Genomic DNA, 24,573 nt, shown 5'->3' with positions numbered 1-24,573 from the left:
GACAAAAATAATTAAAGGTTTTTAGGAAATTCCCATTTATTAATAAGTTGGCTATAAAGCTACGAAAAAAGTGATGCAAACTACTTTAAAGGCTTGATTTAGCCATCGCCCCTACTCTACCAGAAGTTTTCCTCATTTTTACCTGATAAATAATGGATCTTGAATTTATATCAATCCTTTCAAAATATCGACACTGGTGATCAATTCTTCTTTCGAAGAAGAGGCAAATCCAAGGCGAATAGCATTGGTTTTGTATCCAGGGTATTGGTGCGTTTTACCATCGGAGATATATAAGCCTCTTCTAAACGCTTTTTTGGCCAAAACCTCAAGATCTATAGATCCATCAAATTCAGCCCAAACCGTCATTCCACCCTCAGGAATTGTAAAGTTTATTACCTCCTTTAATTCAGCACTTAGTAACTCACAAAACAAATCACGTCGTTCTTCATATATGGTTAATGCTTTTCTAATGTAGCGTTGAACAGTATTATCATTCAAAATCTCGGCCATTGCATTATCTAAAATATGGTCGCCTTGTCTATCCAACAAAATGCGAACCTTTGCAAGGTGTTCAATAACATTTTCGGCTGCTACAAGGTAGCCCATGCGAAAAGTAGGTGAAAACGTTTTGCTAAATGATCCACAATAAATCACCATTCCGTTTTCGTCTGCACTTGCCAGCGGAGATAAGGGGCGGTGTTTATAATGAAAGTCAAAATCATAATCATCCTCAAAAATGAAAAAACCATACTCATTTGCTAACCTTAGCAGTTCCAGTCTTCTATCAATTCGTAACGATACTGTGGTAGGGTAATGATGATTCGGGGTTACATATACCATTCTTACCTTATGCGCTTTACAGATTTCCCTCAATTCTTCCACTACCAAACCATGCTCATCGACCGATATTCCGATATGTCTGGCCTTCGCATGAGCAAAATTATGGTCAGCTCTTTTCCATCCAGGTATACCAGAAACGATAATATCACCTGGATTAATCAGTGCATTACATACAAGATTTATCCCCATAAGTGTACCTCTGACAGAAAGAATATTTTTAGCTGTTGTCTTTACCCCTCTTGTAAGATTTAGATAACGAGATAGTGCCTCTCTATAATAGCTGGAACCCGCCGGATTACCATAACTCCCAAATTTCTGGTACAAACCGCTTCGTGTAAGTTGACCACGATAAGCCCGGTAAAACTCTTTTAAGGGAGCAAGTCTGGGGTCGGGATATCCGTCATCCAAATGGAGCTCAGGGATAACAATATCAATTACCTCATCAGGGTATTTGTTGGGATGAATAACAAACCCTGCTTTTTTTAATGCAGCTGGGATTAGCCTGCTATCCAGAGTCTTTGGCTGGTGATCCAGGATATGAGATGAAACAAATGTTCCACGTCCTGTAAAACTTTCCAACCATCCCTGGGCTTTTAGTTCTTCATACGCCTTCGATACGGTTATCCTATTGATTTGCAATAAGGCGGCTAAATCCCTTGAACTTAATAGCTTTCGCCCTGCACGGAGATCTCCCTTTTTTATCAATAATAATAAAGCGTCCGCAATCTGAAGATAAATTGCCCTACCGCAAGAATGGTCAAGATGCAGATGATCAAAAATCTGCGTTAACATTGGACTATCCATTTTATTTAGATTGGACTATAAATATAATCCAATCTAAAGGTAAATTTGATAAAAAAAGAAAAGAATTGGCCTATGTATACCCCCAATCATTTTCAGTTTAAGACTGAAACAGAAAAAATTGCTTTTATGAGGAAGTATAGTTTCGCAACGATAATTACCAACAAAGAAACGATACCTATTGCTACACAACTGCCATTTTACATAGATGAAAGTTCAGATAAACTGGTATTAAGTTCTCATTTTGCTCTTGCCAATGAGCAAGCTAAATATATTGAAACAAATACTTCCTTAATTATCTTTACAGAGCCTCATGCGTATATCTCACCTGTCCATTACGACAAACCGGAGAGCGTTCCAACCTGGGATTATATTTCAGTACATGCCTATGGTAAAGCAAGAATTCTTACAGATGAAAAATCCAAAATAAATGCACTGGAACAGATGATAACATTTTATGATCAAAATTATCTAGATCAATGGGCCGGCCTTTCTGATAAGTTTAAAAAAGGGATGATGAGAGGCATTATAGCCTTTGAACTGGAAGTAACCGATTTACAGGGACAGAAGAAGTTAAGCCAGAACAAAAATGCTGCAGAAAGATTAAGGATAACCGGGCATTTGGAAAAAAGCGACAACACTGTAGAACGGGATATAGCAAATTACATCAAAGCGCTCTAACAATAATTTTAAACAAAATGAAAAATATAGAGGTAAAGCGTATAACACACAATGAAGTAGAACAATTACAGCAGATCGGAAGACAAACTTTTTTCGAGACTTTTTCTGAAGGAAATACAGAAGAGAATATGAAAAAGTATTTAGAAGAGGGCTTCTCTCTGGAAAAGCTGACAATGGAATTAAATAACGGAAGTTCAGCGTTTTATTTTGCCCTACTTAACAATGAAGCGATAGGCTATTTAAAACTAAACTTTGGACGATCCCAAACAGAATTGCAGGACGATAAAGCACTGGAAATTGAACGTATCTATGTATTAGAGGAATTCCACGGTAAAAAAGTCGGACAAGTACTTTATGAAAAAGCCATGCAAATCGCAAAACAGATAAGCGCTCAATACGTTTGGTTAGGTGTTTGGGAAGAAAATCCCCGGGCAATTGGCTTTTACAAGAAAAACGGCTTTTTGGAGTTTGACAGACATATTTTTAAATTAGGTGACGATGAGCAGACCGACATCATGATGAAGAAAAAATTATAACTCCATTTCTATTAGGGCGGTTTGACCAACGAGCTGGCGAAAGCCGGCTTCAGGAATCTCCTCGCCCCAATAGCTTAAAAGCATTCTAGAATTTCCATTTTGTAAACTTCAGCGTACTATTATCTGGATAGTCAATCCAGAAGGAAAAAAGTGCATCTTTTTGAACCAAAATCTTTTGATAAGCACCCAGATACTCCTTAAAGGTTGTCAGTGGTGTTGGTGCCAGCAAATAGGACGACTTAGGCACTTCAAATTTTGGGTTGAATAATTTATAACCTACAAAAAACTTCTGATCATTGAAATCTGAGTAGATGCAATGAATATTACCCTTTTCATCGAAAGCTGCTGAAGCCAGGTTTCCATATGAGGTTACCATTATTGGTTTGGCCCAGCTGTCCCCATCATCTTTACTATACGACAAATAGGTTTCGCTTCTCTGATGCGGATTTTGCCACGTCAGGATCAACCCATTTTTATAGGATGACAACTCAGTCATAGCTGCTCCCTGCTCGACTGAAATCGCACTTACAACAGTCGGTTTTTCAAAAGCGACACTATCGGAATTGATCTTTTTGGTAACCAAGATGTTCTTTCTTCCGTATGCTCCTATGGAAATCATTACCTGCCTATTCTTTAACATAGTAATCGCCGGCCCTAAATATCCACTGCTATTACCACCAAAAACATCGATAGGTTCCGACCAAGTCTTCCCCTTGTCTTTAGACATCTGGTATTTCACAGCATTTTTCATTTTTTTTGGATAAGAGACATACACCAAATGAATTTCATCCCCGTAGGTTACAAAAGAGGGTTTATCCAAAAGCATGTCATCGCTTTTAACAGGAACTGATTTTATCTCGAATTTCTTCTTCTTAAAATCAAATTCATACAGAGAAATATTACCAGAGTAAAAGTCTTTGCCAATGTGCATGCACACCAGGTAAGTACTCCCCTTCTCGTTGCATGCAACAAACGGATTACCTGTACCGAATGTACCCGGCTGATCAACTATTCCTTTGTTTGTCCAACGATTACCATTATCAGCAGATGATCTATAAGCTACGCGCATATCGGCCGCATTTTCATCATTGTCTTTTCGTTCGGGCCTTTTTTCCATCCACACAGTGACGATTTCTTTTTTGGAAGGCTTGCAGGCACTAACCTCGAAAGACCTAGTATCACTTAAAATTTCCGCAGGTGTTACCTGTGCTACAACCGAGGATACGGTTAGCAGCAACAAGAGTGTATATATATATTTCAGCATTTAGGGGAGTATTAATTACGGCCAGCTTGAAGCCAGCCGAGCTACAGTTTAATTTTTAGTATTTATAACCTTATTGAGCATTTGCATCCTTTCTAGCCATATCAATCATCGTTTTGATTTCTGGAATGGCTTCATCTACACCTATATATCCCGCAGTTCTGTACCTGATTACTCCAGAAGGATCGATGACCAGTTTAGTAGGTAAATTGGTTACCCGAAATGCAGACATCATTGGATTTCTACCAGTAGCTTTATCTTTCAGATCCATATATACATCAAATCTGTTTTTTTTGCTCGCAATCATTTTTTTAGCTTCCTCGGTCGCGTTCGCATTTTTTTCAGCAGTATGTACAAACATAAAAACTACAGAATCGTCTTCTTTATAATAATCAACAGCCTTTTGCATACCCGGAAACGAAGCAACACAAGGTACACACCAGGTAGCCCAGAAGTCGATAAATACAATTTTTCCTTTCAAGCTTTGTAGCGAAACAGTTTTCCCGTTAAAATCGGTGATCTCAAAATCGGGTGCAGGTACATTGACTTTCATCTTTTCTACTTTCTGCATCATTTTTTGCCTCTGGTCCTGGGCAGTTGAATCCAAAATGGCCTTGAAGCGTTTATCGCTCCCCTGTTTTTTAACAAACAATGCTCTTGCTTCTTTTTTGAAATCTTCGCTAAGATGTGGCGATTTGCTCAAGATTTTATTCATCTCCTCAAATGCCTGGTCAGCATTTCCAGAACGGTTCAAAGCTATAGCATACAACTCCGGATCCCCGCCTCGGTGGCCTTCGCCAGGAATTAGATAAGCCAGGGCTTCTTTATATTTGCCTTGTTTGTATTTGATCATGCCATAAAGACCACGTAACTGCACTTTGTCATGCTCAGATAAATTAAATTCGGAGGCTCCTTTTACGGGATCTACGATGCGTTCAGTAATTGCTGCTGCATCCTCCACTTTACCATTTTCTACTAAGGCCCTCACCACAGCTGATATCGCAGGAAGTTTCCAGTCATTTCCTTTAATATGTCCGATCCAGAATTTTGCTTTCGCCACATTTCCGGCCTCAGCAAATGCAATTGCAGTATTCTGTGCACTCGCATCAATTAACATTTGGTCTCTCTCCCCACGTCCCTTTTTAATCATCTCACTGACCATCAGACCCATTCTCGAAGCATCTACCTCTGACTTAACTGAATTAAACAGGCCAGTAAAGCTGGTGTCGGCAGGCAAAGTTTGTGCCACTGCACACATATTATCACAAAATATACCTAACAAAACAGAGGCTACAGTGATCAAAAATAATCTTCTCATTAAAATAAACATTAGCTGTATCTTGTTAACTTTTATTTGAAATACGGGACAATTCAATCATTGCAGAAAGTTCATTTACAGCAGTTTCGTTAGTGCCGCCAAATCCACTTGTTTTAAACCGGATATTTCCTTCGCCGTCGATCACGAATTTGGCAGGAATACCCTTTACATCGAAAGCCGAAACAGCAGGGTTTTTACTGGTCAACGGATCTTTTACATCCATGTATAATGGCAATCTGAAATTATTATCTGCAAAATATTTCATTGCTTCTTCCTTTGGATTGGCAACACTTTCCCAGGTATGGATAAAGAGGAATTTAACATTCGGATCAGCTTTATATTTATCAACCGTCATTTGCATTGCCGGAAGCGCCCGTTTACACGGACCACACCAGGTGGCCCAGAAATCCAACACTACAGTTTTTCCTTTAAAATGGCTTAGCGAAACTGTCTTTCCATTTAAATCTTTTACGGTAAAATTCGGTGCAGCTTCCTTAACCATTTTTGTTATCAATTCCGCTTTGTGCTTATCCTCAAAGTGCTTAAGCAATCCAGACACATACACTTTAGCGTCTTTTCCAGGATTTATTTTAGCATAAACTGACATCAGTTCAGCCTTCAAATCCTCGGTAGCCACTCCTGCTAGCACAGCATTTTCAAGTTCGGGAAATGCCTCCTTCTGGTTGCCTGATTTGCTCATTAAATAATAATAATTAGCAGTTAGTGATGGATTTTTTCGCTGTGTTTGATCATAATATTCTTTAAACGTAATAAATGCATTTGTATAATCACCTTTTCTGGCTAGCACCTGGCTTTGTACATTTAGCAATGTCTGACGTTCCTGCGCAGAAATCCCCTCCTTTGCTAACTGCTCCTTAACAAATATTTCTGCAGCTTTTATATCGTAAGTCATAATTCCAGCCGCAACCGGACCAAGGTACATGGCACGCGCTCTTCCCTGAAGTTGATTAAAGTAGGTTAATGCTTTTGTCGTATTTCTTGCAGACACAAAATTACCTGCCAGCATAGCCTTATATTGTTCGAAATTATCATTCGGATTGGCTTTTATCAAGCGGGTAATAATGGTTTCCTGTTTTAAAGGATCAAAAATTATCTTCAAAGAATCTAGACTGGCCTTATAAACCGGTATTGGTTGCTGACTATATGCTACGAAGCCTGTTAAAAGGCAGGCGGCAATTATGGTTATCTTTTTCATATTTCTTTAAGCGATTTTTTTATCTGGGTGTAACCTGAACAATCTCACCGAATCCACCGAATTTCTTTGTGTAAGTACCATCCACAAACTCGCCAATGGCATCGATATCGAAATAGTAAACTTCACCAGTACTGCCCTGATTTGTAGCAACAATTAACTGCTTACTTGACGAGCGCAACATTTCAATGTCTTTAATTAAGCTACCTTGAGGAAAACTATAGATGAGCCGAGAGGCATTTGTGGTGATCTCATACAAATAAATCTTGTTGTCAACAGTGTAATACAATTGCTTCGTAATAGATGAAGTAGCGAAGTTTTTCGCTATGTTAATTTCAGGACTGTTGGCTATTAGAAGGTTTATCCCAGGCGAAGCACCTACTGTGGACATCAAGTAGCGACCTGTTGTGTTTTCCATAATATAATAGTACTCATGAGTAGCTATTACTCCTCTATCGAATGCGATCATGGTTTTACCTACATCAGCCATATTAAAGCTAGTAGAAGTGGCAGTTGCGTTTCCAATATCCCTTCCTCCGTATGTAGTCTGCATGAACTTTTTGTTTTTATTATCATAAAAATAAATCACTGATAAAGAGGCAGGAAATACACCTGGAAAAAGATCATAATCACCAGATAATCGCTCAGAAAAAGGCTTCAGCACTTCATTTGGATAAAATAAGGGACCTATGCCAGCATACAATCCACCATCTGCTACGATCCACTGGTCAGTAATATTTGGAAATACATCTACAAAGCTGACTTGATAATAAGGCGCAGTTTTGAAAGGCAGGCTGGTAAATCCAGGAAGCGTACCGCTCGTGTTCGTCAGTTCCAGCAAATCATTACCATTAAACCTGTAAGCACCCTGATCACTGAAAAAATAGATTAATCCAAGATCAGACTGATAATATGCAGATAAGGCTTTACCTGGGTAACTTTTCTTATTTACGGTTTCAATTGGGTTGTTAAAAATTACATCATCCGTGCGTATAAGGGAAAGATCTAATTTCCCATCTTTGTTCCCCACCACATACCAACCACCGTAAAAAGCACCATTTACCGTTACTGTGTATCTGGACAATGCTGCAATCCCAGTCTTTTTACTCGTTGCTTTGAAGATAAACGTGTATTTACCCGGTGACAGTTCCACTTTAAACTTTAGGTCTTTTTCTCTGGATATCACATCAGTACCCATTGTTGGTATGGCAGCGGTAGAAATGGTCCAGGCATAATCATATGTTTCACCCTCTGGTTGTGATTCTATCAATTTTGGGGTAATGATCAGATCATCTAAAGCTGCTACTGTAAATGTTGTACTTGTATTTTCAATTGTCAAATCATTGATCTTATCATAAACGAATTGCTGCTCATCTTTTTTGCATGCGTACATTAGCATTACCATACCGGCAATGAAAGTTTTTATTTTGATTTTATTTACATTCATGATTATCTAATTAAAAACTGACCCTAACATTATTCTCATCCATCAACGGACCATTTACAGCTTCATATTCCAGTAATGCGTTTCTCAACCTAACTGGTAGGTTATAAGATCCGTCCACACCGATTGCTTCCTCCGAAAAATCTGTCAATCCGGTAACTTGTACCATAAACCTGTATTTTACTGCACTAAAAACTCCGAAATCACCTACCGACCAGTAAGAAGGTTGCGTTAGCTGATTATTAATATCCATTTTCAACTGCTTAAAATTTCTTTCAGCTCCAGAAGTCGTTGCAGGTGTTAACCCAACAGATCCGAGGGTAAAATCATTTGTTTCTGCAACTTCTAGAACGAGCCTGTAAGTGTTAGTAAGCATTTCAGGGGAATTCAGCACAATAACTGGGTATTGAAACATGTATTCACCTGCCGGAACTGTTGCTTCCGGCAAGATATAATCAATCCCTGCCCTTGCAGTACTACCTTCTACTGCTTTCAATTGAACAGTTCTGGGACGATCCGAAATTTTACCTGTAACCCTCATTCGTACATAGATTGTATCTCTTGTTTGGGGCCTCAGCGCAAAGGCAAAAGAAAAACTTATGACATTTGTGCTGTGCAACGCTTCATAATCGTATGCAAAAAAGGAAATACCATCCTTACCCGCATAAGTACCAACTTCCTGTTTCTTACAAGCAAAAAGGCTGGTTAGTACAATTAAGAAAAATATATTCTTCATTTTGTATGTCATTATCAAATTAATAATTTGGGTTAAATTCAAGTTCTGCATCAGGAATGGGTAGTACATATTGAGCCGCCGTCATAGCAGTACTTCGAAATCTCATTGTTGTTGCCTTAATGCGTTTATAATAGAAGAAAAGCTGACCCTCCGCATAAAATTCCTTCTCATGTTCTTTTGTAATTTCTGTTCGCAAAGCCGCAGGTGTCCCCGCAACCAGATTGGTTAGCCCCCTGTTTCTACGAACAGTATTCAGATATGGAATTGCCACTGCAGGATTTTCGGCTGTTTCTGCCAGAATATAGTACATTTCAGATAAACGAATGGCTGGAACATACTGATCAATTCTAGTTGAATCTAGTACCGAAGATGTGGTCTGCCAGTATTTAGACGGGAATTTGTTACCTCCATCGTCTTCTATGCGGTAATTGTACCTGATATCTGCTGTTAGTCCAGTACCTGGCACTTCATATAAAGTATTGAAATTGGATAATGAACGGGTAAGTTTCATGTTTGTAGCACCATTGAAACGGAAATAGATCTCCGTCCAGTTGACCATATCCCGTACCCTTACCATAAATATCTGCTCATTAAAATAGAGACGATCGCGTGTAGTAGTGGTGGTCGACAAAGCTGAAGCCTGAGCAGGTGTAACGAAAGTGTACTTATTTGAATTTATTACAATATTTGCCGCTGCTGCTGCTCCCGCTTTGTCATCGATATAAAGACGAATGCGTGCTTCCAATGCTTTAACCGCATAATAATTCAACTTATTTTTTCTCGACAAAGTGCCAAGTGTAACAATCGGATCTATATTTTTCAATAAATCTTCTGCCTGTTTCAAATCAGCCAAGGCAAATTTTGCAACCTCTGCCGTTGTAACAGGTACATTTGCATTCTGGCTAACATCTATTTTGTAAGGAATTGCTTTCAAATTAGCTCCCGCCCCATACTCTTTACCGAAAAGCCTAAGCAAATCAAAGTGAAGAAAGGCCCTTAGGGCTAAGGCCTCACCACGTATAAGTCCGTAATTCTGATCGGTAAATACTTGTTTATGTTCTTCTGCATTAGCAAGTATTTTATTCACCCCGGCAATAGCAGAATAGGCGGTCGACCAAATATTACTCACATGATTTTGTACTTCAGGTGAAGTATAATTTAACTTTACCGTTTCTATAAGGTCTATTGACCCAGTGGTTAAGGCATAGTTTTGCGCTAATGCGGACATAAATCCCATCGTCATTTTGTCCCCATATAAATTCCTACTGGCCAATTGGGCATATACTCCATTTAAAGCCTGTTGAAAACCTTGTTCTGAAGAAAATAGTTGGCTATCAGACAAACTGGTTTTCGGTTCGACGTTTAGAAATTTTTTACAACTCATGAAGCCGATTGCTAGTGTCAGACTTCCTATGATCAATATCTTAATTTTCATCATGTTTATATTTAAAAGCGTGCAGTAAGACCAAGTGTATACTCTCTCGCAAATGGATTTTCAGTTCCCCTTTCTATCTGAATTGTCCTAAAGTTAATTGCGTTAGTGGTGGTAGCATTTACAGTCAGATTTTGTAATCCTAATTTCCGGATTAGCTGGTTATTAAACTGATAACTAAAATTCACCGATCCTATCTCAATATTGTTATCTTTTTGGACGAAACGTGAGGTTAGTTTAGTTTGATTCGAGGAAGTAATTCGTTGGTACTGGCTTACATCTCCAGGACCTTTCCATCCCAATTCGTATGCTCTACGGTCCACATTATCTCTGGGATTTACCGCTTCCACCCTATTTACCAGGGTAGAATTGTACAATACTGCACCGTAATTATAGGTTAAACTAAAATTAAAGCCAAATCCTTTATAAAGGAAGTTAGAATTGAGGTTACCTGTCCAGGTTGGCCTGGTATCACCAGAATATACCTTGTCCCTTACATCCCAATCAAACGTTGTACTTCCGTCCAATTTCATGAATACCTCTTTACCAGTGATGGGATCAACACCCAATGAGGGTACGGCATAAAAAGCTGTAGTAGATTGTCCCTCTATGAACTGAGGATTAGGCACAGTTTGGTTAGGATTATCTTTATTTAACCTTTCATTGAAAGCTTTCAATTGGTTAGAAAGCTCCTTTAAAATATTCTTATTTGTCGCAGCAGTACCTGTCAACACCCATCTCAGTCCTTTACTGGGGTCATTTAAAACAGCATACCCCAATTCCAGCTGCAAACCTCTATTTTGAAGTTTACCCAGGTTTTCAGAATAAGAATTAAATCCTGTAGATGGAGCTATACTTACCGTAGTTAAAGCATTCTGTGTAACCTCGTTATAAAGTTCTGCACGGAAATTGATCCGGTTATCATAAAGTGCAGCCTCAATACCGATATTCGTTTTCAATACCTGCTGCCAGCTTAAATCTGGATTTCCAAGACCAGCTATAGATGCACCAATCTCACCATAGTAACTGGTTGTATTACCAAAATTATACCTGAACTGTGATTGGTAAGGATCAACTGCCAACGAACCTGTTGAGCCATAACTCCCTCGTACCCTAAGCCTGTTAACAAACTTGCTGTCTTTTAAAAATGATTCATTATGTAAGTTCCAGCCAATCCCTGTAGACCAGAATGTTCCGTACTTGTTGTTTGCTCCATATGCCGAGGAACCTTCTCTCGTGAAAGAAACATCGGAGAAATACCGATTATCGTAAGAATAGTTCGCTGCAATAGAGTAAGACACCCTGTTATTGGTCGCTTCCGCGCCAACCGGTTTACTATTAGCCTCGTATTGAGCTGCGAATAAAACGTGATCTAAACGGTCGTAGGGAAAACCTTCAGTTACCATTGTGTAAGTATCAGACTTATCAGAGCTAATATTAAACAATGCATTTCCCGTAATAGAATGAAGGCCATAAGTTTGGCTATAATTTGCAGAAGCATTACCTTCCATTCTAAATGAATTGTTGTTCCTAATAGAGTATTTACCTTTTCTGGACAAGTCAGTTATAGCAGCGAATTCACTATCCAATGCAGAATGAAAATTATCAATTTGTCCATTCACCTTTGATAAGTTAAAACCAGCATTGATAAATAAAGATTTCGTTGCATTGTAACGTACCGATGTAGCATTTCTAATAGTAAAGTTCTTATCCCTGTTATCAATGGTATTATAAGTAATATCCATTAAGGGGTTCAATTTCACAGAGTTTTCGCCTGTACTTCCCGAAAGAAATATATTTTCCAGGTATTTGGTGGGCTCACCATTTTCTCCGTAAGGTTTTAGGTAAGGATTAAGATTAAGGTAATCACTGAACGATCCATATGGACTTGCATTAGACACTACCTGTGTCGCTGTAATCTGGTTCTGAAACAAGAACTTTTTCTTAGTATAACTTAATTGAAAAGATCCCTGATAGTTCTTTCTATCCTGTCCTTTCATTACCCCCTGCAATAGGTTTCCAGAAAAATTTAAGTTAAAGCGAAGAACATCATCCCCACCTCGCAGTCCGAGCGATGTTCTGTTGTTAAAGCCAGTTTGTACCGGAATTGACTTCCAATCAGTATTAACGCCCGAAAGCATGGCTTTATAGTGTTCATTATAAATATATTCAGTACCATAACTGTTCACCAAACCTGCTCTTCTTTCAAAGTCCAGCTTCTCACGGGAGTTTAGCAAATCATATACAGAGAGGTCGGGTGTGTTTAGAGTAAAGTTATTTGTTAAACTAACCTCAATTTTACCTGATGGTGGAACTATAGTTGTGACTACCATAACCCCATTTGCTCCCCTCGACCCATAAGTAGCAGTAGCGGCTGCATCTTTTAACAAGGTAATTGAAGCAATAAGATTCATATCAAGGTCGACAATATCCTGCAAACGAACTTCGAAACCGTCCAACATGAAGAGCGGCTGGTTGGGATTTCCCGCCAACTCTGCCCCCAATGTTGGGAATGAATTTTGACCACGCATTTGGATTTCAGGAAGCGCATTGATATTACCCCCTGTTACATTATTTGGAACAATTCTAAACGACGGATCCAATGCAGCGATAGCCGTAAAAACATTGGTCGGGCTCACCTGCTTTAGTTCTGTCGCCGTCATTGTTTTTGCAGCACCAGTATAAGTAGAGGCTTTACGCTCCATCATACCTGTGATCACTGTTTCATTCAATGTCTGTTCATCTTCAGTCAAATAAATAGTATAATCTGAGTTCGGAGAAATTGCTAACTCGACCGTCTTATATCCTAAATACTTGAACTCTAACGATTTTGCACCGGTCGGAACGCTAATTGTAAATTTACCATTCTTATCAGTCTGAACCATTGATTTTGTACCTTTGATAGAAACCGTTACTCCAGGGATTGGTTTTCGGTCCTTTTTATCACCAACAAAACCAGATATAATATCCTGCCTTACTTCTTTTCTTTTGATTACAACTGTTTTATCCCGGATTATAAAATTGAGATGTTGCTTATCCAAAATTAACAGAAGTACATCTTCCAGTTCTGCATTTTTTACATTTACATCTACCGGGATTGCATCTTTCAACAAATTGTCTGTATAGAAAAAATTATATCCACTTTGTTCTTTAAGATCCTTAAAAACTGCCTTAAGTGAGACTTTTGATTTATTGAGCGTGATTTTTTGGGCAAGGCTTGAAGCACTTACCTGCATAAAACATGCTATTAATATAACGACGGTTAAACGCATAGTTAGCAATATTTTGAGGTATAGCCGTTTAGGCATACCAAATTTCCGGGAATTTTGATACATTAGTAGTTGGTTTGGTTTAGCAGTTCCTTTTTCTTTCCACGGGCAAGGGAGCTGCGATTTACGTTGATTTTTGAATTAATGTTCCAGACTCTGTGACCAGATCTTGATTTAAACTCCTGATCTGGTTTCATTTCCTATTCTTTTTTATCGTAATTTTCTTATCATCTATTTAAATTAATGGTAAATACTCCTGTTAGTTATCTGTTTAGGTATCTTATTTTGATACGTATATTTTTCGTCCTTTAATTTCAAAATGGGCAGCACCTGTTGATTCAACGATCTGAAGTACTTTAGACACATTGTCGAATCTTGATACACTACCACTAAACCTTTCGCTGGTTTTGTCACCAATATAGATGACCTCAACATTATACCAACGCTCGATCATTTTCATGATGGTCTCAATGCGCTCGCTTTCTACAACAAATTCATTGTTTTTCCAGGCAACGGCCAGATCCGTATCCGTTTCTTCAATTTGTATTTTACCATTGATCAGTTTACTTTGCTGACCAGGCTTCAATATTCTGGAGCTACCCGAAGCAGTTAACATCACACTTCCTTCGAGCAGCGTAGTTTTCTCAATTTCGTCATCAGCATAACTACTGATATTAAAATGTGTACCCAATACTTCTATCTCTTCTTTGTCTGTCTTCACAATAAAAGGATGGTACTTATCTTTAGCGACCTCAAAATAGCCTTCTCCACGAAGCCTTATCATTCGCTTTCCATTTTCAATTAATGAGGGTGTATAGGTAAGGCTTGATGCTGCATTTAAATAAACCAAAGAGCCATCAGGCAAGCGTATCTGATAGGTTTCCCCTCTGGAAGTTGAGAGTATATTAACAGCATTCGGATCAGCTACTTTTTCATCAATTTCATAGATAAGCCTGCCATCATCAGATTTAGTGATGATAATCCCAGACTCTCTACCAATTTCCCCCTTAGAGGCATCCGCTAAGCTAATTTTCTTACCGTTTGCCAATGTCAGTGTTGCTCCGAAATCACCAGGTTTTACATCCTTTGCAGCAATATTCGTAGCTGGCTTATTGGTTTCCATTTTGTCATTAAAGAAATAAACACCTGTAACAAGGATTACGACCGCTGCAGCAACAGCAGTTATTTTTAACCAGAGCTTCCATGTTTTATTTTCTTCTAAAGGTATATTGTCTGCTGCCCCATGAATTTGATTGAACAAATCTTTATCAACCTTTGCTACCACTTCTGCAATGGCAAAATTAGTTTCATAACTTTCGTCCTCAACTGCTAAAACGTCTATGACTATCTCTTTTAACAGTTCCCTATCTTCATCAAGTTGAAAATAATTCATCAGACGCTGTATTTCTTCAAGGTTACAGGAATTGTCCAGATATTTTTTGAAGAGAATATGGAGTTGATCAGAAGACTTCAAGGTTCAATTTTTACAGCTAATACGGAGCTAAGCAAAAATATCCTTAGTCTGTTTATAAAAAATTAACAATTATTTTTCATAAACAGTGATTAGTATCAAAAACCTTTAAATAAAACACTCAACACGATGGAAAGTGCAATTCCTGATGAATCCTTAAAATGACTTCTTAAAAATTTATTGGCTTGTAGCATGTGGCTACTAATGGTTTTAGCGTTGATCCCCATAATCTCTTCTACCTCCTTATAAGATTTACCCTCTAATTTGCAAAGTGTAAATACCATTTTCCGTTGAGGGGGCATCAAATCTATGAGCTGCTGTAATTTTTGAACTTCCTCTTTGCTAAGCATATCTTCTTCAATGTGCAGGTATAATTCTGAACTTGAAGCCAACATTTTAGCCAGTAAACGTTTGTCTTTCGCAACCTTCCGGAAATAATCATTGACCAGATTTTCCGCAATGCGGAAAAGATAAGATTTAAAAGATTTTTCAGGGTCTATCTGCGCCCTGACTTCCCATAATTTAAAAAAAAGCTCTTGTAGAGTTTCCTTTACCAGATCATCAGATTTCAGCAGTTTGAATAGGTTTCCGGCAAGCCGAAATTTATAATTATTATAGAGTATTTCAAAGGCACGTTCGTCACCGTTCTTTAATTGAAGCAATAAAGTCTTCTCATCAGTTAAATTAACGGTAGTCATTTTTGTGCCAATATACATTACTAAAAAAAAGCAAGGTAGAAATTATTTTCGGGCTTCTTATACCTCGCCTATAGAATAGTCTTCTAGTTTTACATTGAAGCTATAACTAGTTTTAAATTTAACAGACTCGTACTAGAAATCGAGTAAGTAAATTATCCAATTTCATCCTAACTATAAACTAATAATGTGTAGATTATTATCTCACTCTTACAAAGTCATTTCGACCATATTTCTTTTCTACTCGAACTGGCATTCTTATTCTTGCCGAAGCTTTAATTTGCTTCACTTGGTCAGAAATCATTTTGATCCCACGTCGATTAATGCCCCAGCTGCGGACTTACTATCATCAATAATAGCCAACGTTTTATTGCTATAAACCTCTGCTAAACTAAGATCTTTTAAGCTGAAAGAATATGAGCCAATAAACTATAAATCTCCTAAATTCACTAATATGTGTATTTCAATAAAATTACCTCCATTTCTAAACAAAGACCGATAGGGTCAAAGGTTGCTTATTCACCTACTCTAAATAGCAACAATTGGATTTGATTAATCGTAGTAATCAATATTCTTTTGTGAGGCCTTAAAAAGCTGCCTGAATTCTACAAAGCAGCAGATTCTGATATAAAAAGGGCAATCGTGAGTTCGATCTATCCTGAAAAATGGATTTTTGATGGCGAAACACATCGAACCCCTGAAATTAATGAAGCCGCACAGCTTATCTACCACATTAACAGAAATTTAAGGCATAAAAAAACCGGAGAGAAATCTTTATCAGATTTTCACTCCGGTGAGGTGTTCCCCAACGGACTGAACTCAAAAAAGTTTATCGATGATTTGAAGAAAATAGCAAACTTGGACACCCTAGTTAATAGTGAGCCCCTTAGTAGAGATTTCAAACTTCGGTACAAACGGTATTATACCAGTCAGAAAAGGAAAGATAAGCCTTTAACCCAAGTGTGGGCAGAAAATGGTTTTACAAAATATAAGACTGACTAATTTATAAAATTCTTTTTTGTCTAAATGGGGTGATTTTGCTAGTGATAAAAATACAAAATCATCCCTACTAGAGATGCTTAATTTTCAGTTCATCACCACTAGTGATAAAAAAAGATGAGATTAAGAAAATATGTTATAATGAATTAGATGTCAACCAGCCCGATTTCACCATTTGTAAGGGTTGCACGTTTTATTGCAACATGACGAAGCTCTTTCGGAATTGATTTTACTAACTCATGCGTGGTTTGCTCATTCATATTGGCTCCTAGAATTATAAGTTTGTATGCTTCTGCAGGAACTTTCCGTTGTCGTTCTTTGATAGTCAAGGGTTCGGGCTTAAATATGTAAGTACGATACTCCTGTTCAAATCTCCACTTTTCTTCCTTTGAAAATATTTGCAAGTTCATTTGCAATGAAAACGAGTGTTTCGGCGCTGGATAAATATTAGGCAGCTCTGGATAATAATTCACTTTACCACCTGCTGTTCCCATATTTCTCAACATAATTTCAGGAACAAAACCCACACAAAATCCATTATGATAATCAGCATATTTATCCCAAAGGTCGTTAAGGTGCCAATATTCCGTTAAGCTAAGTACCCCTGAACGTTGGTCGTGTTCCTTAAATTCCTTTTCCTGATGTATTTTCACAAAATCTGGATTGGTAATATCAGTGTTATTTGCCCAGTCAATTGCAAATTCCATATGTTCCTCAATAGAGAAACCTGCGTTATTTTCTATTGAATCCTGATAGTATTTATCTAATATATCTTCATAACTTAATAGGTCCCATCTTTTGGGCAACTTACAATCAAGTTGATCTTCAAAGCTTGATGGGGCAGCGAAGTATACTACTCGATCAGCAATAATTGACCGATTAGTGGGCTTCGACCAATCTCTATACTTAAACAAAGTGTCTGGAAATACAATATCGTCAAATGACATCATGTATTCCTTAACTTGTATTTCCATATTATATATTTTAGCTTATTTTAAAAGTAAAAGTACAATATTACTTATCAGCATAAATCGCATAATTTAGTATTCGAGGTATTCAATCACATATCAATAAATTTATATAATTTGCGGTATGACAACTCTTATCATAATTGGCGCAACTATATTTCTATTAACATTTTTTATTTTATGTGGACTTTTAGTAAGATGGGCGGTTTCAAAGTTCGGTAAACCAGCTACTATAGATCGAATATCGACAAGCATGAATTGGCAGTCCGTTTATGCTTTGGTTATCGCTTTTGCTTTAATTGCATTGGCCTTTTTTGCACCATTTCTTTTTACTCGGGATTCAGCTACAGAAGATTTTGATTTTACACAAACCGGTGCAATTGGGGATACTATTGGCGGATTAATGAACCCATTTATTGCTCTGGCAGGAGTTATTGTAACAGGATTAGCTTTCTATATGCAATATCGGGCAAATCTGCTCCAACGAGAATTATTCAATATTCAATCTAAAAATGACAAAGAGTCATTCGAGGAAGAAATCAAACTAAACAAAGAGCAATTTCAACAACAAATTCTATCACAGGAAAAACAAAATAAGATTCAACAGTTTGAGTCACAATTTTATGAAATGGTTAGACTGCATAAGGAAAATGTAAATGAGATTGAAATCCCTGCGAAACGCAATATCTCCGAAGGAAGACCTTTTCGTTTCGAATCTCACACAGTTACCAAAAGAAATGCCTTTTTAGAGTTCAAAAAAGAATTCGAGACTATACTAAAGCAAATTCCCAAATGCGAACTTAGAGAGATTAATCAGGAAACAATTAAGGAGGCTTATGGATATTTTTTTTGGGGTTTAGGTGAAGAACATCTTGAAAGCGAAGATCAGGTCGCAGCTCAACTTCATCATGACGATAACAGTTTGTCTAATATTTTATCGAAACTGAAAAACCATCAATTTGCTAGCCGACATGATAGTAATTCCAATCTTAACTTCAATATTGTTGCATTTGAAGGACATTCAGGAATACTGGGGCATTATTTCAGGCATTTATATCATACCGTCAAATTTGTTGTGGATCAAAAAGATGATTTTCTTAGCTATAAAAATAAAATAAAATACCTAAAAGTGCTTAGGGCACAATTGTCCAATTATGAACAAATAATGTTGTTTTATAATTGGCTTGCGGGTTATGGGGAAAGCTGGGAAAACGATGAAAACAGATATTTTACAGAATATAAGATGATCCATAATTTATGGTTTAAAGATATGCTCAATAATACCTTCATAAATGAAAAAATAGATGAATTACGTCAAAAACCAGTATTACTAAGAAAAAAGAGCCGGATGTATGAAATCGATGGTAAATAAGAGGGATTGTAAAAAAATCTATTAAATTGATTTATTGAAACACTGCATAGCAATAATTTCCAAACCATTAACATCCTTATATTCCGACAACATTTTCTGATACTTTTGTTGCTGTGAGGGAATATCATAAATCTGGAAAATGGCGTAAATTCCGATACCTCCATTTGCCCTTAGATACTGATACAGCTTTTGCTTATACTCTTTACGTTTTCCTGGCTTCTGGATTTCGTCATTGTGCATTAGCTTTAATTCTACCATTATTGGGCCGAAAAGACCATAGCTAATCAAGTAATCATACTTTTTACCATCCATACTTTCAACCTCCCGATGAATATCTGTTTTTCGTAATCCATTTTCCAAAAGAGCTTTTCCAAGTGCGATTTTTAGAGTCTTCTGGATAATAGCTTCGGTAACACTCGAGGACTGGCTTTGAGTATCATTTACAAGTTTATCTGAAAGCCTATAAAATCCATCGTCTTCAATTAGGATTTTGATCTCATTGTTAAATACCTTTAATATAAGTTCTTTAAGTTCTTGGTTACTTTGAATTGGTAAATACGTTTTTGATAAAATTTCATTTGCAGAATGAACGGCAGTTGAAAATGGTTCATTCTTTTTTTGCTGAAGATGTAATTCTTCCACCATTTTATCTAAAGTATTATTAAAGGAATATGTTTGTTCAATAACAGAAAAACTACTAGCAACCTTTCTCAAATCTGCAATAATGGAGGGATTGAGATTTGGTTGAAAATAAGTGTAAACTATGGACTGCAAATATGTACTATATCTAAAAAAAGGTTTAGTGTCCCTAATTTGAAATGAAAAATGTAATAAATCAAGCATTTTCGTTCGTACGGATTGGTCAGATAATCCATAAAAGCATTTTGGAAATTCTGGCCTGTCTAATTCCTGTTCAAAATCACTGACACTTCTTGCTCCGTTGTATTTGATATCAGTATCGAAAGGTTTACGGCGGTTTTTAAGCTCTTCAAACCTCCACAAAATAGCAGCTGGATCTTTAAATTTTGAAACAAGAAAGCTGTTGGCAATGTCTTTAAGCTGATTATCCTCGGGAGCTTTAAAAATTTTTTTAAGCGAATTGCGATCTGATTTAGTTTCAGCCAATTCACCAAATGCCTTCAATATTTCTCGTTTTTCAAACGTTTTAACCTTATTGTTCCTAACTAATTTTAATAATATTGGCTTTAAAGTATATAACTTCAGTCTAAATACAATTTCAGCAAATGATCTCCCACTTAACGCTAACATATCATCCTTCCTTTCGACGCAGAATTTATAGATCGCCGTTAAATCCTTTTCTGAAAGCCCTCCGATAATTTCAATAATATTTTCAACTAGTTCCAGCCTTTTATGTTCAAAAATGTCAAGACGTGGAATAGTTTTAATGAATTTTACTCGATGCTTTTTAAGTATTTCATGGCTTTCTAACAGATAAGCTGCTTTGAAATAAAGTTCGATGTGAAACCATGTATCATGATTATGAGAGAAACTCGTCTGGTTCCCCTTGACTTCATTTATTTCTATTTTGAAGACATCCGGATCATAGTTGTTCAATATAATATCAATTAAATCTATGATGTAGCCTTTATCAGATTCTTCCAATTCCGGATAAATCTCGTCAAATTTCTCTACAAACTTAGGGATTAAAGCGGGTTTAAAGTACTGTAAATCTTCTAAATATTGATCCCTTATTTCTTCTATTGCAGTTTTAACTAAGGGTTTTTCTTCTTTAGGCCTCGCTTTACTCCAAGGCAACAAGTATTTGTGTTCAATATAGAGGTAAATTTCATGATCCTTAATTGAGTCAAGTTTATGTTTAATCTTATAAATCATCCTTTCCATCCTCCAAGGATTAGTGCTATTTTCAATAAATTTTTCGATCTGTTTGAATTTCTTTAGATCTAAATCCAAAGCAATAATCTCAGTAACTACATCAATTGACTGTAAAAATATCGGAAAGGACATCATTTTCGTCAAAAAGCCCTGTTGATGCTTAAAGCAATATTTGAATGATAATTCAATGATACTGGACATTTGATGAATGTACCTCCTGTGTAGGAAGACATTACATATAAACTGGTACACCGTATCATTTAGGTCTGTTGAATTTAGCTTTTCTATTTGCTCAAACAAACTATAAAAACCTACCCCATATCTAAATCTATCGCTATCTAATATAGATAACGTTCCATTTAAGGAGTTAAAAAAATCAGTGATTCGATCTGGATCTGTAATCTGATTAATTAAAGCATCAATATTATCTACTCTCCTCCCAGAGGTTAAACATCGTTTAATAAGTTTGCTCGTTTCCAAATCATTTGGAGCCAGACGACTTAAAGCATGGAATAAATTATTTAAAATATAATCCGGTTTTTGCTCAAATACAGGAATCAATTTCAATACCGCTTTAGTGTCATTTAATGCAACTAAGGTTCTAAAAACAGTACTTTGCATCTCATAAAATTCATCCTTTTGAACCAAATCAGTTAAGTAGTTGACCCAATTGGAATTATCTTGTTTGCTTAATTTATTTTGCTCTGCAAGCACTTCAATAATTAAGATCTGGTTACTTTGTATGTGCGTTGTTAAATCTTTCAATTCTGAGATCGCATAATATGGAGTTAAAATTTCGGAATTACTTTCAGTAACATAATTTGCAAGTTGTGAATAGGTGTGAAACATAACCTTTCCCCGAGAATAATAGTAATTACTTATTACATCAAAAAAAAGATTCCTAAAGCTATCATCGAAATTGGTTGAAGGAATGCCTACCAACAATTGAACTAATTTCTCATCTATATTTCCATTCTTATTTATCTCGATGAAACTTAATAATGGTTTAGAGAACTCGGGTTGCATTTCCACCGCAAATGTTAAAACATCAATCCAGTTTGTATTTAAAACTTGGAGTTTTTGATCTACCATAAGATCATATACAGTTTGAAATCGATAGCCCATACGACTAAGCTCTTTTGCAGCCAAATACTCCTGAAATTCAGTATGTTCAAATTGGAGCATATCACCAGTCTTGTGCATTACCCTACACAATAAATCCTCCAAGTCTACAGTATTTAGAAAGATCAGACTAATATTTGAATCTGTTTGATCTAGAAAGGTCACGAAATCTTCCAAATTAATTTGATTTAGTCCATGAATTTCCATTACTAAAGCCAATCGTTCAAGTACTCTCTTGGTAAGATATTTTGAATTTTTATTTTGACTCGTATCATGTTCGAGCTTATAATAAATTACTTTTTCAAAAAGATCAGATTTACTTAGCTTGATAATTTTTTCAGGTGCAATCTCATCGTTCAGAATGTAGTCACAAAATTCATTTAGATAGCGTGGCGTACGCAGAACGGATTTAGGGGAATTACCTTTTGAATTTTCTATAATTTGATTTATTTGTTCAGCAGAATAGTTTAGTTTGCTTAATCTATCTGTTAAAAAAGACCTAACTTGAGATTCATCAAAAGATAACAATTTTATAAATTGGAACTGCGGTACCTTAAGTAAATGCTGAATCATATTGATGTAATGCAAACGATTACTGACAATCAGTTTAACATTAGTGTTTTCACAAAGTTTAAGTAAGGAGATGAAAGTGGGCACTACATCTTTACTTTCATCAAGGGCATCAAATATTAAGTACTCAATATCGGATTCTAAAACAACTTTATCATAATTAAGTCCGTCAGCGTATTGATAACAAATGCTATTATCTTTAAAATAAGTAATTAATTCATCTATTAAGGTTGTTTTTCCGTGACCAGGCTCAGCAACTATAAATAATCGGTCAATGTTTAATAATTCAGGTAAGTCAACCAGAGTGGCTCTATAATAGTAGCTGGATTGATGAGGTTTCCCATTCTTTAAGCTCTCGATTCCTTCATACCATTCTATATATTGTCTGATAAATTTTGCTTTCATCATTTGTTAGCGTTTAATTAGTTGCAAATTAAAGATTAATTCAAGTACTTCAATAAGTGCGAAGTCACTAATATTTTTTTAGATAAAATGGTCTCACTAAAGCAAATTCTTAAAATAGTTGTTATCTTGACGAAATGAAAATTAATGAATTAGCGGCCTCTTTTTTACATGTTAAAGAAAGTCGAGACGAAGAAAAAAGAGTCATAGATTATGACCTAAAAAAAGAGTTATCTGAATTACAGAAAGGTGATTCAACTCCAAAGCAAAAACTGAGTTTATTAGCAAAAAAAGATGAAATTGAAGCTGCTAAACACTTCCTTGAGGAGCGAGAGATAGAGCTTAAAGAAGTTTCAGATGAACTTTTAGGTGAACTCAAAAGAGCAGAGTTTAAAGTAGGTGAAAAATTAGAGATCCATGTAGAAGATCAGATTTTCTTTTCTGTATGGTATGATGAAAATAATGCAGTACACACCGCAGGCACATTTCATAAGATTTCGTAACTTTAATTAGTTCAAGTTGGCATATACGAAATACGTTGTACCTATTTATTTTCCATGGATAGGTGCTTTGTGATTTCATCCGAATAATATTAATTTTTTATTTTAAATAAGTGGTCTATAAATTACCTTTCGTAAATTCAATGCCAGAAGCAGAATTTGAAAAAACCCTTTGTTGGTATATATCTACAGACGATACATTTAACTCGAAAAATAATTGCAAGGCGGAATCTATAGATGATAAAATTGTTATCTTAAAAAAAGGAATAAAAATAGTTGCTATCGACAAGGATGATCAATTTATAACTTTTGAATTTGAGGATGGTGTCGAACATATAGATGTATATGCTCAACTTCAAGAAATGGTTCAAAAGTTCATAATAGACCCTTATAATCCTCCGATCTAAAATAATCTTTAAAACACTTAATGCCCGTTAGGGCCGGCCGCATTTTTTACGCATAGCTAGCCCTACGGGCAAATAGAAACATTAGAGGTAATATAGTTCCTTATCCCTCCTCGTTGTTCGGATTTAAATTGATACCAATAACTTGAAGATTCCTGGCATTAATGACACGCCCGCAATACTCGCATCTGTACAAATACTCCCCTTCATTTCCCGGTTCGATTAGGTCACCATCTTCATCACAAGCATAAAACCCATTGTAATTGGGCATATTTCCACACACACAAACCCACAACTCTCGATCCTGCTGCTCATGAGTAATGTATTCACCATTTACAGGTTTTAAAATAGAGGGTAAAGTACCATTCTTTCCTTCCACTCTTTTTAACAATTCCAAAAGATCGAGTAAGCTGAAAAAGTCTATTTCCAGATCAGAAATACACGTACGCAAGAATTTTTCCGAGGTATCAGCAAATGAAGTATCTATAACAATCTCGGCATTTTCATCCAATCGAATGGCATCAATATAGATGTTTACTTCTTCAGAAAAAGGACTGAATTCCAGTTCCTTCATCGTTACCGTCCTACCGATTCGTTGTAGCTCACAATTCAGGCTATATAATATTTCTTCTGCAAAGACCAAAAGTTCTGCTTCCAGTACATTAATTCCTTTTATCCTTTTCAT

Annotated in this window: 20 protein-coding genes; 6 read left to right on the top strand and 14 right to left on the bottom strand. The window is 36.4% G+C overall.

Annotation, left to right across the window (positions count from 1 at the left end):
* Window positions 1–165 precede the first annotated feature (165 nt).
* Complete coding sequence (locus WC623_RS07310) at window positions 166–1,632, bottom strand: PLP-dependent aminotransferase family protein (protein ID WP_372849462.1); 1,467 nt, start codon at window positions 1,630–1,632, stop codon at window positions 166–168.
* 84 nt (window positions 1,633–1,716) lie between these two features.
* Here WC623_RS07310 and WC623_RS07305 point away from each other — a divergent pair, with 84 nt between their 5' ends.
* Window positions 1,717–2,322, top strand: coding sequence for an FMN-binding negative transcriptional regulator (locus tag WC623_RS07305; RefSeq protein ID WP_372849460.1), 606 nt, complete (start codon window positions 1,717–1,719; stop codon window positions 2,320–2,322).
* 17 nt (window positions 2,323–2,339) lie between these two features.
* Entirely contained in the window at window positions 2,340–2,858 is a 519-nt protein-coding gene (locus WC623_RS07300) for a GNAT family N-acetyltransferase (protein WP_372849458.1), read from the top strand.
* A gap of 85 nt (window positions 2,859–2,943) precedes the next feature.
* Here the strand turns inward: WC623_RS07300 and WC623_RS07295 are convergent, their stop codons facing one another.
* The 10 genes from WC623_RS07295 to WC623_RS07250 all read right to left on the bottom strand — a co-directional run bounded on the left by WC623_RS07295 (window position 2,944) and on the right by WC623_RS07250 (window position 15,700).
* Window positions 2,944–4,122, bottom strand: a complete 1,179-nt coding sequence (locus tag WC623_RS07295) for a sialidase family protein (protein WP_372849456.1) — start codon at window positions 4,120–4,122, stop codon at window positions 2,944–2,946.
* A gap of 70 nt (window positions 4,123–4,192) precedes the next feature.
* Window positions 4,193–5,437, bottom strand: coding sequence for a redoxin domain-containing protein (locus WC623_RS07290; protein WP_372849454.1), 1,245 nt, complete (start codon window positions 5,435–5,437; stop codon window positions 4,193–4,195).
* 25 nt (window positions 5,438–5,462) lie between these two features.
* A complete protein-coding gene (locus tag WC623_RS07285) occupies window positions 5,463–6,653 on the bottom strand; it encodes a TlpA family protein disulfide reductase (RefSeq protein WP_372849452.1) in 1,191 nt (396 codons plus the stop codon).
* Between the two features lie 19 nt (window positions 6,654–6,672).
* Window positions 6,673–8,097, bottom strand: a complete 1,425-nt coding sequence (locus WC623_RS07280; protein ID WP_372849450.1) for a PKD-like family lipoprotein — start codon at window positions 8,095–8,097, stop codon at window positions 6,673–6,675.
* Between the two features lie 10 nt (window positions 8,098–8,107).
* Entirely contained in the window at window positions 8,108–8,830 is a 723-nt protein-coding gene (locus WC623_RS07275) for a DUF4843 domain-containing protein (protein ID WP_372849448.1), read from the bottom strand.
* A gap of 19 nt (window positions 8,831–8,849) precedes the next feature.
* Window positions 8,850–10,268 carry a RagB/SusD family nutrient uptake outer membrane protein gene (locus WC623_RS07270; RefSeq protein WP_372849446.1) on the bottom strand — a complete coding sequence of 473 codons (1,419 nt, stop codon included), beginning with the start codon at window positions 10,266–10,268 and terminating at the stop codon, window positions 8,850–8,852.
* An 8-nt stretch (window positions 10,269–10,276) separates the two neighbouring features.
* The gene (locus WC623_RS07265) at window positions 10,277–13,534 is read right to left on the bottom strand and encodes a SusC/RagA family TonB-linked outer membrane protein (RefSeq protein WP_372849444.1); all 3,258 of its coding nucleotides are present in this window, start codon (window positions 13,532–13,534) and stop codon (window positions 10,277–10,279) included.
* 62 nt (window positions 13,535–13,596) lie between these two features.
* Entirely contained in the window at window positions 13,597–13,728 is a 132-nt protein-coding gene (locus tag WC623_RS07260) for a hypothetical protein (RefSeq protein WP_372849442.1), read from the bottom strand.
* An 83-nt stretch (window positions 13,729–13,811) separates the two neighbouring features.
* Complete coding sequence (locus tag WC623_RS07255; RefSeq protein ID WP_372849440.1) at window positions 13,812–15,005, bottom strand: FecR family protein; 1,194 nt, start codon at window positions 15,003–15,005, stop codon at window positions 13,812–13,814.
* Between the two features lie 95 nt (window positions 15,006–15,100).
* A complete protein-coding gene (locus WC623_RS07250) occupies window positions 15,101–15,700 on the bottom strand; it encodes an RNA polymerase sigma factor (RefSeq protein WP_372849438.1) in 600 nt (199 codons plus the stop codon).
* Window positions 15,701–16,339: 639 nt separating this feature from the next.
* On the opposite strand from WC623_RS07250, the gene WC623_RS07245 reads away from it, so the two are divergent.
* Window positions 16,340–16,699 carry a hypothetical protein gene (locus WC623_RS07245; RefSeq protein ID WP_372849436.1) on the top strand — a complete coding sequence of 120 codons (360 nt, stop codon included), beginning with the start codon at window positions 16,340–16,342 and terminating at the stop codon, window positions 16,697–16,699.
* Window positions 16,700–16,842: 143 nt separating this feature from the next.
* On the opposite strand, the gene WC623_RS07240 is transcribed toward WC623_RS07245, so the two are convergent.
* Window positions 16,843–17,670: a hypothetical protein gene (locus WC623_RS07240; RefSeq protein ID WP_372849434.1), complete on the bottom strand. Its 828-nt coding sequence runs from the start codon at window positions 17,668–17,670 to the stop codon at window positions 16,843–16,845.
* Between the two features lie 298 nt (window positions 17,671–17,968).
* Between WC623_RS07240 and WC623_RS07235 the strand changes: the two genes are divergently transcribed.
* Window positions 17,969–19,036 carry a putative phage abortive infection protein gene (locus WC623_RS07235; RefSeq protein ID WP_372849432.1) on the top strand — a complete coding sequence of 356 codons (1,068 nt, stop codon included), beginning with the start codon at window positions 17,969–17,971 and terminating at the stop codon, window positions 19,034–19,036.
* A gap of 21 nt (window positions 19,037–19,057) precedes the next feature.
* Here the strand turns inward: WC623_RS07235 and WC623_RS07230 are convergent, their stop codons facing one another.
* Complete coding sequence (locus tag WC623_RS07230) at window positions 19,058–22,990, bottom strand: NACHT domain-containing NTPase (RefSeq protein ID WP_372849430.1); 3,933 nt, start codon at window positions 22,988–22,990, stop codon at window positions 19,058–19,060.
* Window positions 22,991–23,121: 131 nt separating this feature from the next.
* Between WC623_RS07230 and WC623_RS07225 the strand changes: the two genes are divergently transcribed.
* Together WC623_RS07225 and WC623_RS07220 are read left to right on the top strand one after the other, a co-directional pair.
* Entirely contained in the window at window positions 23,122–23,487 is a 366-nt protein-coding gene (locus WC623_RS07225; protein WP_372849428.1) for a hypothetical protein, read from the top strand.
* Between the two features lie 140 nt (window positions 23,488–23,627).
* On the top strand, window positions 23,628–23,891 hold the full coding sequence (locus WC623_RS07220) for a hypothetical protein (protein WP_372849426.1): 264 nt from the start codon (window positions 23,628–23,630) through the stop codon (window positions 23,889–23,891).
* 100 nt (window positions 23,892–23,991) lie between these two features.
* On the opposite strand, the gene WC623_RS07215 is transcribed toward WC623_RS07220, so the two are convergent.
* Complete coding sequence (locus tag WC623_RS07215) at window positions 23,992–24,573, bottom strand: hypothetical protein (protein ID WP_372849424.1); 582 nt, start codon at window positions 24,571–24,573, stop codon at window positions 23,992–23,994.

Source organism: Pedobacter sp., from assembly GCF_041645105.1.
GTDB lineage: Bacteria > Bacteroidota > Bacteroidia > Sphingobacteriales > Sphingobacteriaceae > Pedobacter.
The sequence above is the reverse complement of the archived record's forward strand: the minus strand, read 5'-3'. Positions and strand labels throughout refer to the sequence as shown.